Raw genomic sequence first — 13,457 nt, forward strand, 5'->3', positions numbered from 1 at the left:
GACGTATAGGAAGTCCTGAACAACCAGAAAATGATCCAAAATTACTCCATCTGTGAGATTTCCGCGTCGATACACTCTCACTCTCCCAACCCGCTCCTGAAAAGCCAGGGAAAGCCGCAACGCCTTCCGTTGCGCCGGTCCCTGACGTCACACCTGCACCACCAGCTCCCGAAAAAATCGTATCTCAGGACCGCACACCGGCGGTCCCCATCAAGCGCTCGGTCTTTCCCGATTATATCGTCTGTCTTGAGGACGGTAAGAAAACAAAGATGCTGAAATCCTACCTTCAGAGACATTTCAACCTGACGCCTGAAGAGTACCGCGCACGCTGGGGATTGCCCCCAGAATATCCCATGGTGGCCCCAAACTATTCCGCACAGCGGGCCGCCATTGCCAAGCGCAACTCTCTGGGGCGACGTGGCGATGACACCAATGCGACACTCTCATCAGGTGAAGCAGACATCCCCTCAGACCGGAAGGCACGCGGTCGGAAAACGAAATAAATCCGAGCGTTTTACAGAAAAACCATTTCTCGTTTTCGGTCGCATGACGATGGGTGACACCAGAAACATCGCACGCGAAAAGGAAAACGAGAAATGGACAGTAATAGCCTGAGCATAAACGTACTTTTATTTCTGTTGCTTTATTCTGTTGTGGTTTTCATCGTCACCTGGCTTTGGTTTAGCGAACGAAAGCAGGGACTGCTCGCATTTTTTACTTATTCTTCCTGCCTTTCTGGCGGCATGGTGTGGAGGGACAGACAGTCTGTTCGGCGCTGGCCCCTAATTAACAGCAAGAAGAGAAACAATCATGATGGGTCTTCAAGAATACCAAAGCGATATGGTTAAAGGCGGTATTTTCGGAACCTTCGAAATGCTTTTTGGAACCATCGCTATCGGGGCTGCTTTTAATGCTTGCCCAATCACGGCAAAACTGATGATTCTTCCTTCAGCAGTGTGTGCCGTCATCGCCTGGCGTTACATGATGAAAGCAGGCGATAGGGTTTAAGACTGATGCATCCTGCCTGCATAAAAGACTATGCAGGCAGGACCGTCTGTTCGCTAGAACAACTCAGCGTTCCGCGACTGAAATTCCTTCATTAGAGGCCCCCTGGACGAACTGAGCACGCTGACACTTGCCATGTTGTAAATTGGCCTCCCATCCATATCGCCGTATACCAACAGGGCTGCGGCATCTTTGATGACATGCAAAGGTCTGAGATACCACTCATACCTATCAGTGCTCCCAGACGGGCCGAGAAGCGTCGTGAGCTTCTCGATATTTCCCTGTCGCCATGATGAGCCTTCAATTTCTGATCGTGCAATTTGCAACGACACCCCACAGCCCATTTTCTGCAAGAGACGTTCAGGCGAGACTGCACTAGCCAATGTCGCCCGGCATTTGCGAATATAGGTTTCAGCAGAAGTATCAGAAGCACCACTGAATCGCATACCGTCGCCTTCACAAGAAGCGGAAAACGTGACGAGTTGACGCATGACTTCCCAGTCAGATCCCATTGCAATCAAAGACCAGTCTCTTACACGTCTTTGCCTCGTGCGGTTGTTCGTGGAGTATGGTTCATAAAGGTTGTTATCACCACCCAGTTCGAAAAAAAGATACTGGTCGCGTCCCAGTTTTCTGTCGCCGCACGGGCAATGAAACGCTGGCGTTTGGCTTTGACGAAATTGGTTTCGTCGGCCACCATGATCCGTGCCGTGGGATAAAGCATGAGAAACTCACGCACCATCTGTGCAAGGCAATGACCTGGCACCACAATCACGGCCTTGCTGATCAGTCCAAGCCGTTTCTGCTCCATGACGGCCGCGGCCATGGAGAATGTTTTCCCCGCTCCCACGGCATGCGCCATGTAGGTGCGTCCTGAAGCGATAATCCGCCAAACCACGCGCTTCTGATGAGCACGCAGGGTAATCGCACTGCTCGCTCCGGGCAGACGCAGATGATTGCCATCAAAGGCACGCGGCACAAGGTTATTGTAGGTCTCGTTATAGAGCTTTACGAGACGGTCCGAGCGCTCGGGATCCCCCCAGCCCTATTTTTCGAACGCGCTCTTGATAGCCGCCAGTTTTTCCTTGGCTGCCTCGGTTTCCTGCGTATTGAGTTTGCGCCGGTCATTGCCATTCTCATCGCGCCAGTGATCCCAGATCTTGGGAATGGACTGGGACAGCGCGTCCTCCAGAAGTTCAGCCGCTGGTCGTTTCAATCCCCATGACCTCGTGCACGAAGTCCTCAATGTCAGTGACGGGCAACCAGGGCGCACCCAGACGGGCCGTAATTTTAGAGGGACGCAGATCCGGCGGCTGCACGCCTTCAAGGGCGCTGACATTGCGTGCATACCGCTGATCATGATGTGCGGCCTCGCGTGCAAGAGCCAGTTTGGTTCGCACGGCGCCTGAGAGCATCTCATCAGACGTGATCCAGACGTCCCTGCCCTGCTCGCTGCGTTCGAGATCGAGGTAAATGCTCTCCCCCAGTCCAGCCAAGGCATCGGCTTCACTCCGTCCCAGCAATTCGGCAATGAGAGGCAGATCCACCCGGCCCGTTTCATGTAGCGATACAGCCAGTGCGTCATGGGCTCCGTGGATTTCCGGCTCTGTTGGGGCATGAATGACACGCTCGGAGAAAATCGGCCCCATGCGCCCTGTATCCGTGCGCTCGTCATACTCCTCGATCGAAGCGACCAGCCAGACGTCAGGGTCATCCAGAAAGGGTTGCAGGTTTGGACGACGCTGGGTTTCGCGTGTCTTGCCTGTTTCGGGGTTCTCGCGCAGCGTGGTGCGAGTATGATTGATCGGCCCAAATTCACGCACGAAGCTCTGATAGGCCGTTTTCAGAGTGCGCTGCTGAGGACCGTAAGGCAGGTTCTGCATCTGCGCCCGCAATACACTGCGCGCAGCATCACGGATGGGCACCAGCGCACGAATGATCCGCTCATGTTTGGCAAAAATCCCTTCTGTCTGTCCTGCCTTGCGGATCGGTACGATCTGGGCCTGTCCCTCAATGATCTGGTGCAGCACACCCCGATCAACAAAGTAGCTTCCCTCCTTGAGATCAGCCCCACTTGCTGCAGTTCCAATAGTGACGCCCTCACCGGCTGGTCGGACAATGCGGGCCTCGCGAGGGGGAAGGAAATGCACGTTGGGTGCGATCCGGTTCAGGGCTTGCGGAAGAAGAAGATCAAGCTCTCTCTGCGCATGAGGCGCGCAGGTGTAGCCAGGACCAAACTGCGTTGTAGTCCAGACATGTGTGCCAAGAACCTGGTCTGGGTGATCAAGGAAATACCGGTTTACGAGTAGCGGACCATTCCCGTGGTCGCTCTCGGGAACTTCGGCTGTTTCAATCCAGTGTGCGCTGGAGGACACTTCTCCAGGTTCACGTTTGCGGAATGCCAGCACATCGACTACGACATCAGTCCCGGCAGCGTCCCGCATTGCGCCTTCAGGCAAGCGCACGGCGCCAAGAAGGTCAGCACTCTCGCCAATGATCCGTCGGGCTGTCGGATCAGTCTTGTCCAGTGTGTAACGAGAGGTTACGAACAGGGCGATCCCGCCTGGACGCAGAACTTCGAGTGAACGGGCGATGAAGAAATCATGGAGGCTCAGACCCTGCCTCTCCAGTCCCTCACGACCATGCACCGTGCGGTTACTGAAGGGAGGGTTGCCAATCGCCAGATCATAGCCCTGTGGGAGCTGGGCACGCGTGAAGTCCTCACTGCGGATCCATTGGTTCGGGTAGAGCTTGCGCGCGATACGGGCAGTGATGGGGTCGTTCTCAATGCCGGTAAAAGCGATCTTGCCGTCGAGTTTTTCTGGGAGAGCGGCGATGAAGAGCCCCGTGCCGCACCCCGGTTCAAGCACTGAACCGCCTCGAAATCCCATACGCAGGGCCATGTCCCACATCGAGTGAACGATCAGTTCGGGCGTATAATGGGCATACTGGATAGCACGTTGCAGACCGGCGCGTTCTGTCTCCGACGTTAGATGTTCAAGTTCTGCAGCAAGACTTTCCCATCCCTTGCGTACCTCTCTGCCTGTTGGCGGGAAAAGGCTGTTGGCCAGTTCACCAGCACCAAAGCCCGTAAAACGGGCCAGCACGTCCTGCTCTGCTGCCGTGGCGTTTCGATCCTCGCGTTCAAGTGTCGCGAGCAGGGCGATCGCTGCGATGTTTGCTTCTGCACGCGCTTTCCAGCCTTGAGCCAGACCACGTACGCCATTCAGACGAAAATCCCGCTGTGGGATGCGGAAGGTCTGAGGGGAGGGGAGTGAGACTTCCGGTATGGGCTGGTCATCTTCTAGAGACCAGAGGGCTGCAAGTTCACCTGACAGCACTGTAGTATCGAACAGATTGAGTTGCGAGGCAGGCATGGACATGATGGCACACTCCGTCCAAACGGCTTCGCCCGACACCTCTTCTGTGGGTCGTGGGCCTGATTGCTGGGTTGGTCGGGATCAAGTGCAGGACGGGGAGTGTTTACTCTCTCCTTATTCCTTCTCCTTGATACTTTCCCGACAACCGGGCCGGAGTGGGTGGGGCAAGTGCGGCGCTCTGCGCCGGGAGCGGAGCCACGCACAGACCGCGCAGCGGGCGAGCATGGCGAGCACCAACCACTTGCGCCACATGCTCAGGGCTGGTGTATGGTATATTTGATCGCATTATTTTACGCCGTAAAAATTTTACGGCGTAAAAATTCTGGATATATCTATCTGCCTGCGTTATGTTTTGCGGGTATACTGCAATTAGGTTACACGTTTTTAACGTGTTTTTATCTCATGATCTGAGGTCACAATGGTAAGGCCAAAAAACAATCACCGACAATCTATAATAATGCTCTCTTCTCCCAAAGGAGGAGTAGGTAAGTCGTCCTTGTCACGAAATATCTTGGTTTTAGCTTCAAGGGCAGGGAAAAATGTACTCGGTCTTGATATGGATAAACAAGCAACTCTAGCCACCTGGGCAGAGCGACGTGAACGCGTCAGAGCTGGAATCTCTGGCGTCTCGGAAATTCCAGTGCATCGCGTAATGCTAGATGACTGGCGAGGCGCATTGAAAGAAGCGCGTAATTCTACAGCTGACTTTATTGTTATTGATACACCGCCATCAATTGAAATTAATATGACCGCGATTCTCGGACTATGTGAAGGGGCTGATTTCGTTCTTGTACCTTGCCAACAGACCCAAGATGACTTTGATAGTGTCGCTCCATGGATGCGACATCTAAAACAAAGTAATGTAAAAGCGGCTTTTATTATTAATCGAGCTAATATACGTGCGCGTTCCTACGCGACTATTCGTTCAAAATTAATGAATGTAGGTCCAGTCTGCCCAATAGAAATATCACAAGCTGAAGAAATATCTTTGGCAAATGGCAAAGGGCTTGGAGTGATGGATCTAAGTAAACCGAAAAATGCTGAAGCTTTCGGTGCGTTGTGGGCATACCTAAAGCAGGAGTTGGATTTATGAGCAAAGCAACTTCAAGGCGGGGCGTTTCTCTGCGAGCTCTACAGGATTTGGATGCAGATGAAGTGCCTGCATTCGATGCCCGTCCTCAAGAGTTACGGGAATTAACTATTGTATCATCGGAAACCTTAGAGACTATCAGTAGCGTTTTTTCTGGCACTGAACTGGCAAATGATCAAGCACGTATTCGCGTTATTCTTGAAACTCAACGAGCCGTTAATGCTGCATGGGAAAGGGCTGCGCGTTCATTTTTGGAGATTGGGCGGGCATTAAATACGCTTGATAACGTACTTTTTTCTCGAGAAGAAAAAAATCGACTTAAATCAAGCTTCGAAGATTTCTTTCCTTTCTCAGAACCTGTTGCTTCGCAATTTAGACGCATTGCTCATGTCGTAGATAGCGGCCGTCTTGATGAGACTTCTTTGCCTGGCTCATATAGTGCTGCCTATCAATTAAGTCTACTTGCACCGGAAGAGCTCGATATTGCTCGCGCGCAAGGTCTTGTGGGTCCAAACACTTCAAGGTCAGCCATCATTGCTTTTCGTAAATCAATCAAACGGAATATTTCGCATGTTGATTTTGCTGCATTATCTACTGAGGCTCGGCGATTAAAATCTACCCGAAGGCATATGCTTGAGCAGCTAATCGCGATAAGAACTCGTCTCAAAGAAATCCAAACATTACTTGATGAGGATTAATAAGCTCATTCATTTATTGCGAATAGAACGCATAATTCTAGATGAATCCGCTACGTTTTGTAAGCGTATACATATTCATACAAGTCGTAGCGGGAATTCAAATATTGTCTTACTGATGTCGGAGTATTTCCCAATAAATTAACAGGAGTAATCATCGTGACAAACTCGTTAGAAACTAACATTTGGAGGGATAGCAAGACTATTGTTTAGTGCTTCTGGCTTCTCATTTCAGGTTTCTAACATACCATTCGATGGACTAAGGACTGTTTTTGGCGCTGCAACGTGAACTGCGAGGATTTTGTGCTTTCTCTTGCGATCCGCAGGGTTCATTCTCTCGAAAAAAAGAGAAACGGTGCGCTATTATGGGTAGTAAGAGCAAGCTGATCTTTATGGAAAGCCCGTTATGATAAGATGCATGCGGATAAATAGTCATGCCTATGATTTCTGGCTAAAAAAGATGTATGTTAACGCGGGATTGGATAATGGACTTTCCAATGCTGATCCCCCATTGTGGACAGAGTCCAAAAATAATTCAAAAATGAATGGTAATATTTAAGTGTGACGAAAGTTCCTCAGAAATTGATTTTATTCCGGTAAGGAATTTATGTTCGTAATAAGAATTTGGACTTTGTCCACAAGGTTTATAAAAATTCTAATTCGCGCTTATCGAAAAGTAGTTAATTTAAAATCTTCCTGCAATTCTAGTATGTTTTTTCTTATTGACGTGAAAATTTACTTCCCAATTCGCTTTTCGGGAATTGGCGGTGGAGAAGGATAAAGAATGATTCCATATTTATCGTCCATCTGTACCTTAGCTTCTGGGTAGACTGAGAGAGCAATTTTAAGCGGAGTAACAATGTCTTTTTTAAAATATCGTAATTCTTTATATTCCGGACCGAACTGATTTTTTAATGTATTCCAACTTAAAGTAAGCGGATCGTTAAGTACATGTAATCTGTAAGCCAACCAGATATAAATATCGATTGCCTTAGATTTATTAGATATTTGTCGAATTGCGATTTCACGAAGAGGAAGTGGATGTTCAATAAGGCTCTCATAAAAGCCTTCATCTAATCTTACGGCTTCTTTCCAAAATGATAGTTGGTTTCCATTTTCAGATTCAATTGGCATGATGGCGTCACGGACAAACGCACCGTTAGTTATAATTTCTGCACCAGCATTTGTTCTAGTGAACGTCAGACGGCATCGACTAATACGATTAGCTTGATCTCTGACGGCAATATAGGTTTTGCCACCGACTGAAACACCCATTGCTTTTAACCAAGCATTCATACTGGATCCAAGCTCGACTTCTCTGGATCTGGTTCTTACGGCTTGCGTTTGTAGATATAGAAGGATAAGTCTAGCCATTGCACCAAATGGCACGCCTACGGCTTTATTTTCTTTATCTAAGCCACTTTCTACCAGAAGTTGGATTGAACCTCCTTCACGGCGCCAAATAGATTCTGAGATTTTTTTATGTGGTAAAGCGGCCATTGCAAATCCTGCATGAGCTATACCAATAGCCTGATCTTCATCAGACATTACTTCATGAGCAGCTTCGACACACAGGCGTTGCGTTTTATCCTCAAGTGAGGCTAATCGCCGCATTTCTTCAACGCCAAATCTGTCTAGTAAGCTATGAATCTGTCCCATCCTTGAACAATGTCATAAGGAAAATTTGTTCGTCAATTTGGACTTTGTCCACGACATGGAATTTGGACTCTGTCCACGGTTCTTTGGACTCTGTCCACAAAAACTATTTGTTATTATTTGATTCTTTATTAGTTTATGTGTGGGCAAAGTCCAAGGGATAAGCCCATTATCGTGGAGAGAGTCCAAACTTACCGCGGGTAGAGTCCAAAGGATAAGATTTGGTGCGTAAACTAGATTGTGGATAAGTTCGCTTGATAAAAGTTGGACATCGTGGAAAGAGTCCAATGAAATCGAAGGGTCACGGATATATTTTATACCCGTGGAGAGAGTCCAAATTACCTCTAATACGAGTCGGCTCCCAAAAAGCAGGAATTACTGTGAGTGTAAAAATTCTTCATGCATCGATTTTAGATATCTGAATTTTGAAATATCAGGCGACGGCCTTTCTTCGTTTTTGAGATTAGGAAATGCAGAATTAAGCCTATATCGATTCAAAACCGACTTTTTCCTGGATGTCGGGTTAGAGCCTGATCATCCTCAATATAAGCCTCTAGGACACGGTAATCCCGGTGACGCGAGAAACGCTTGAGCGCCATCAGATCGTAATTGTCTTGCGCCCCCGTCGTGATGGCCCCACGACGCAGACTATGTCCGCTAAAGTCTCCTTCGAGGCCGGCGGCAAGGCATCGTTGTTTGATGATCTTGGCCACAGACCAGTCAGAGAGACTTTGTGTGCCAATTTTCGGGAGAGGGGGTGACACACCTGGTTTCGAGGCTGCAGGAGACCAGATGCGTGGAAAGGCCGCAGTCGTGGAATGGTCGTTTGCCGTTTTCTTGCGCGGTTTAAGACCTGATAGCCGTAACCACATCTCCCACGCACGAACTGGACAAAAGCGCGTAATACCACGGGGAATGGCGACCACAGTGCCCTTGTTCTGCTTATCGCCCTTGGATTGAGGGAGCGTAATCCGCATGCAGTCATCATCCAGAGTGACGTATTCAAGCTGAATAGACGCCAACTCCGAGCGTCGTAACGCCCCACCATAGCCGATCAGGAGGATTGCTCGATCGCGTGCGTCTACCAATGTGGTCATCGGGATTGCATCAATCACTTCGCACATCATGTCCCATGTCAGACCTTTGACCTGCCGCGGCATTTCCTTGCCAGGAGATCGATGGATACCAGCCACTGTTTCCGTGACCAAAGCCTGGGCAGTCGGGATAGGAAGTTGAGCGATGTGATGGAGGTAACGAAGTGCTGCACGATGCAGTTCGATCGTCGTCGGCTTGCGACCACGGAGCGCAAGATCTGCGAGATAGGTCGCCACATCTGTGCTGCGTGCGGGCAGGGCAGGGAGACCATGACGGTTTGTCCAGGCACACCATCCCTTAATAGCTGAACGATAGGCGCGCCGCGTATTTGCGGACTTGCCATGTTGCACGAATGCTCCCACAGCGGCTTGCGATGTTTCAAGCCGCCCATCGTGCTCTGGTATATCGATTTCGCACAATGCTGAAAACCAGCGTGTTACGTTGGCTGGAGCCTGCCCGATAGGTGCGGGAGGCAGAATCTTTGACGTGTCTTCTTTCTCGGCTCGTGGGCCACTGTTACTGCTGATCTTGGATGACACCAATGTGGCAACGAACGCCAGTTTTTCGCAGTCAATTTCCAACGCCAGTTCGATCTGATAGCCAGAAGGCAAAGTAGGAAAGGTCGCCTTGACAGCTTCTCCTGCAGCGGCGGCATGTTCCGCATGGCGGGGCAATTCGGTATCTGGCAGGAAGGATCCATCGGGAAGTGCACTGCCGGCGATCAACACAGGAAGCGGTGGGGAAAAATGTGCCGTCGAGAGAATAGGCCGCAAAACATCAATTGAGGCCTGGGGATCATTCAGACGTTGGCAGGTCAGACGATCTACCTGCTCAAGAACATAAGAACGTAAAACCGGCCAGGAGCCAGTTATATGCAGGGTATCAAGCATGACTCGTTATTCTAATGATCTTGGGAGATTAGACCAGAAGTAAACTTGTTTTCGAAGTTCTCTCTGAAACTTTGAGATTCAGAAAATCTGTTCAAACAGTTTCTTGTCTCTTCATCCGATAGCCTGTGATACCCTTGATATTCCTAGGTTGCTCCATCACCCGTATAATGAGGAAATTTCTATATTTCTGGACCACTTGACGAGGAAAAAATCCCTTCCAATCTTAGGTGTGTCAGATGCCTTCGGGTCTGACCTTAAGCGTCCTGAGCTAAACGATTGAGATCCATGTTGCTTTAATAGGAGGATATGGATGTCGAAACTGAAAAGACTCTATTTACGCTATCGCTGCTTCCTGCGTACGGTTTCTCGGAAAAGGCGCAACCGATTGGATGGAGGCGTGTGATGGTAACATGTCGCATCTTTGGTGATGATGTGCTGGAAGAGCGTGTCATCTCCTTGTTTCGCCGTCTGGGCCAAGATGGACGGGGCGTAACTCTGACATCACTCCAGACCTATACCGGCGTCCCTGGGACTAGACTTCGTGCCTTGCTGGCAAGTCTCGTCCAGAGGGGTAAACTTGCCCCAGCTGGGTGCGATCCTCTGGATTCTGATTTTGCGTTCCGTTTGTCATTATCTGCAAAAAAACGCGCGATCGACATCGATAGCGGCGTAAAACGTAAACGTACATCCTATCTCAAAGATGCCGTTTTCGTCTGGGTTTTTATTAAAACGAGAGGGCTGCGGGGCCTTTTATAAAAGGCCCCGTGTTTCGGAATATTGTATTCAAGATAGAGGGAAAGGGAGATGTCGAGCATAATCCATTTGCTTAACCTCGTAGCACTCCGACAATATTGGAATAATTACGATTTTGTATCGCATTCATTGGGAATGATAGAGCCATCATTATCGTTTCCTGAGAGAAAATGCGGCTTGAGGGGCAGTCAACCCCTTAGGAGAGCACATGGGACTGCATGGAAATCGGTGCCCATATCAGCCGGATCCAGAGGTTCGGCGAGTTTCTCCTTGTCAGGATCAACAGGTAATTTATCTGCATCTGAAGTCGACATTAGCCGTTAGCGTAGTCTCTTCTCGTAAGGAAAAGAGAGGTAACTCAAATAGTCAATAAGCGATCGTGGTCCGGTTCATGTCCTGAGTGGGGACGATCAAGATTATTGAAAGAAAAGCCAAACACTTAAAACTATATCAATTATCTGATGGGAAAACGGTTATGGAAGAAATCTCCATGAAACGTTCCTGGCACAGCAGGGACTGGTCGCGTCTGGTCAAGCTGTTCAATGGTCTGACATTCTATGAACGCTTTGAACAGGCCATTATTCTGATACTGATTGCCCTCATCATGCTTGTCACTGCCATAGCGACAGTTCATCTGATCAGCGCGGTCTGCTTCAGGCATTTTTCTAACTGCTCCGAATTGCTTAGTCAGAGAACTATCACTGTTATTATATCGGACAAGCCATTAGTTATCCGTTTCGGATTCTTTTGAGGAATGCCACCTTCCTTCAAAAGAAAGCATGTCGAGTGCATTCCGATCGGAAGGAATTTCACGTTTTTGCAAACTTTCTGGTAAAGTTTCTGCTTTTCCCTGTCGGCCAAGAATAATGGCTGCATGCAATTCATATTCTTCTGGTAACTCCAGACCAGCATGTGCCAAAGCATGATCGAAACCGCTTACAGGGTGTGTTGCCCAACCGTTATGTGCAGCCTGAATTTGTATAAGAACCGCAGCAGCACCTGTATCAAAAGCATGTGTTAGCAGTGGGGTGGGTTCCCCTGTTCGGCTTGATAACGTTATGGTTTGAGATGCCATGTAAATAATGGCCGATGCATTTTCTGCCCAAGACTGATTGAAGGGTATGAGCCATGACAAAAAGCGCTCCCATTCTGCCGTGCCGCGCCGTGCATAAATAAAGCGCCAAGGTTGCATGTTATAGGCAGAAGGTGCCCATCTCCCGGCATCTATCAGCGCAAGAAGTTCTTCTTTACTAATGGCTTCTGGCAGGAATGCTCGTGGAGACCAGCGGTTGAGAATAACAGGTAGGACTGAGGAATCTAGAGCACGGTTGGGCGCTGTTGTCATGGTTTTTCCAGTAGCAAGAAATGATTGTGAATTTATGAAAGGGCCTGCTGGCCTGCGATACGTCGGAGTAATTCAGCATGAGGTGCGTGAATACGCCCGCATAGCGCATCACGATGGGCACGCTCTAATGGATTGTGGGCCGATAGTCCGGCATTACCAGCCAAACCAAGGAGAGCAGATGTAAAATCCGCTACCGCATCTATAACACGCGTTTTTATAACTGCTGCATGTGTCTTCAGTTGTTGCTGGGGAGAATGCTCTGCATCTACATCTGCTGCGTAAAGGTGCAGCAACATGGCGTTCATGTGCAATGTAATGGTAAATCCGCCCACAGCATCGCGCATTGAAGGCAGTGTTGCCAGTGGCGCTCCCAAATTGGATGGAACGCGGTTTTTCAGGAAGTCACAAAACCACGCCAATGCGGCGGTCGCAATGCCATTATACAAAGCCCCCAACAAGCCCGTATTCCATAAAACAAGAGTATTACGCCCGATTGGTGGTGCATCAGGCGCATGCAATTCCAGTGCTGCATCGGGAGGCAGGGTAACTTCGGTAAACATGACCTCATGGCTATTGCTGGCCCGCATGCCGATGTGATCCCAGGTTTCAAGAACACGGATACCATCAGACTTGGCTGGTACAATAAATGTGCCAACTTGTGCTGGGTTATCATGAGTGCGTGCGCGTACCAGAAGCCACGATAAACCGGGAATGCCTGTTACATAGGCTTTGTGTCCCGTTAAAACCCATCCTGTTGCCGTGCGAGTGGCGACTGTGCCAGGTAGTCCGCCACGAGATGTAGAGCCAAGATCTGGTTCTGCTAGTAGGATATTCAGCAACTGATCATGCTGTTCTTCTTCTATCCAGTTGGCGACATCATCAGATCCGAATTCATGATGAGCAATAGCGGCCCGCACCATGTAATGATTGACCATAATCAGTGCTGTTGAAGCATCACCTTGAGCAATCTGCCCAATAATGTCCTGCACAACACCTAGAGTGAATGGGGTGGGGCGCTCAGGTGTAGATATACGTAAAGATAGCAGCCCCGCCTGACGTAGATCATTAATATTTTCCTGAGCAAAAATGCCGGTACGATCATGATGCGCTGCGCGTGCGATAAACTGCTGTTTGAGATGCGTAGCGGCTTCAATGGCACTGTGCGCGGTTTGTAGATCAATTGCCATGGAATATATATTTCACCATTTTTATGGGGTGGTAATGAAATACAACATTTATGACGAGAATATATATGTCAATGAGAGAATTTTTGTCTCAGGAAAGATGTGAACAGTTCAACGCCATCTCGATTCACGGATAGCTGGCTTTTGAAATCTCAATAGAGACTGATTTTGCAGATTCTCAAAAAGAAATTTGAAAAATTAAACTTTTTAAAACGGTTATTTATTAAAAAATATATCCTTTAAAAACAGTATAATGATAAAAAAATTCCACATAATTTTAGCGGAAAATTACACACATAAAACTACCGATCAGGTATAAAACAATTAAAAATAGTAATTATTTTATTGACTCATTTTAAATGGT

General features: G+C 48.7%; 10 protein-coding genes and 2 pseudogenes. 5 read left to right on the top strand and 7 right to left on the bottom strand.

Features of this window, described 5'->3' with window-relative positions:
- Nucleotides 1-65: 65 nt before the first annotated feature.
- Nucleotides 66-503 (top strand): annotated as a pseudogene (locus CSR02_RS08260) (MucR family transcriptional regulator); the annotation flags it as partial.
- Nucleotides 504-810: 307 nt separating this feature from the next.
- Complete coding sequence (locus CSR02_RS08265) at nt 811-1,008, top strand: hypothetical protein (protein WP_019089465.1); 198 nt, start codon at nt 811-813, stop codon at nt 1,006-1,008.
- 53 nt (nt 1,009-1,061) lie between these two features.
- Here the strand turns inward: CSR02_RS08265 and CSR02_RS16320 are convergent, their stop codons facing one another.
- On the bottom strand, nt 1,062-1,517 hold the full coding sequence (locus tag CSR02_RS16320; RefSeq protein WP_143225566.1) for a hypothetical protein: 456 nt from the start codon (nt 1,515-1,517) through the stop codon (nt 1,062-1,064).
- 98 nt (nt 1,518-1,615) lie between these two features.
- Nucleotides 1,616-4,388 (bottom strand): annotated as a pseudogene (locus CSR02_RS08275) (DEAD/DEAH box helicase family protein); the annotation flags it as partial.
- Nucleotides 4,389-4,842: 454 nt separating this feature from the next.
- Between CSR02_RS08275 and CSR02_RS08280 the strand changes: the two are divergent.
- Together CSR02_RS08280 and CSR02_RS08285 are read left to right on the top strand one after the other, a co-directional pair.
- Nucleotides 4,843-5,478, top strand: a complete 636-nt coding sequence (locus tag CSR02_RS08280; RefSeq protein ID WP_099541236.1) for a ParA family protein — start codon at nt 4,843-4,845, stop codon at nt 5,476-5,478.
- Nucleotides 5,475-6,173, top strand: a complete 699-nt coding sequence (locus CSR02_RS08285; protein WP_099541238.1) for a hypothetical protein — start codon at nt 5,475-5,477, stop codon at nt 6,171-6,173. The genes CSR02_RS08280 and CSR02_RS08285 overlap by 4 nt, the downstream gene beginning before the upstream one ends.
- 732 nt (nt 6,174-6,905) lie before the next feature.
- Here CSR02_RS08285 and CSR02_RS08290 read toward each other — a convergent pair.
- Together CSR02_RS08290 and CSR02_RS08295 are read right to left on the bottom strand one after the other, a co-directional pair.
- Complete coding sequence (locus tag CSR02_RS08290) at nt 6,906-7,829, bottom strand: replication protein RepA (protein ID WP_099541239.1); 924 nt, start codon at nt 7,827-7,829, stop codon at nt 6,906-6,908.
- A 491-nt stretch (nt 7,830-8,320) separates the two neighbouring features.
- Entirely contained in the window at nt 8,321-9,811 is a 1,491-nt protein-coding gene (locus CSR02_RS08295) for a tyrosine-type recombinase/integrase (RefSeq protein ID WP_099541241.1), read from the bottom strand.
- A 306-nt stretch (nt 9,812-10,117) separates the two neighbouring features.
- Here CSR02_RS08295 and CSR02_RS17005 point away from each other — a divergent pair, with 306 nt between their 5' ends.
- Nucleotides 10,118-10,567 carry a helix-turn-helix domain-containing protein gene (locus tag CSR02_RS17005; RefSeq protein ID WP_244176884.1) on the top strand — a complete coding sequence of 150 codons (450 nt, stop codon included), beginning with the start codon at nt 10,118-10,120 and terminating at the stop codon, nt 10,565-10,567.
- 451 nt (nt 10,568-11,018) lie between these two features.
- Here CSR02_RS17005 and CSR02_RS16615 read toward each other — a convergent pair whose 3' ends face one another.
- From CSR02_RS16615 to CSR02_RS08315, 3 genes are all read right to left on the bottom strand, one after another.
- Entirely contained in the window at nt 11,019-11,225 is a 207-nt protein-coding gene (locus tag CSR02_RS16615; protein WP_167384117.1) for a hypothetical protein, read from the bottom strand.
- Nucleotides 11,226-11,288: 63 nt separating this feature from the next.
- Entirely contained in the window at nt 11,289-11,909 is a 621-nt protein-coding gene (locus CSR02_RS08310; RefSeq protein ID WP_099541244.1) for a nitroreductase family protein, read from the bottom strand.
- A gap of 32 nt (nt 11,910-11,941) precedes the next feature.
- The gene (locus tag CSR02_RS08315; RefSeq protein ID WP_099541245.1) at nt 11,942-13,096 is read right to left on the bottom strand and encodes an acyl-CoA dehydrogenase family protein; all 1,155 of its coding nucleotides are present in this window, start codon (nt 13,094-13,096) and stop codon (nt 11,942-11,944) included.
- Nucleotides 13,097-13,457 lie beyond the last annotated feature (361 nt).

It is taken from the genome of Acetobacter pomorum (assembly GCF_002738225.1).
GTDB classification, from domain to species: Bacteria; Pseudomonadota; Alphaproteobacteria; order Acetobacterales; family Acetobacteraceae; genus Acetobacter; species Acetobacter pomorum.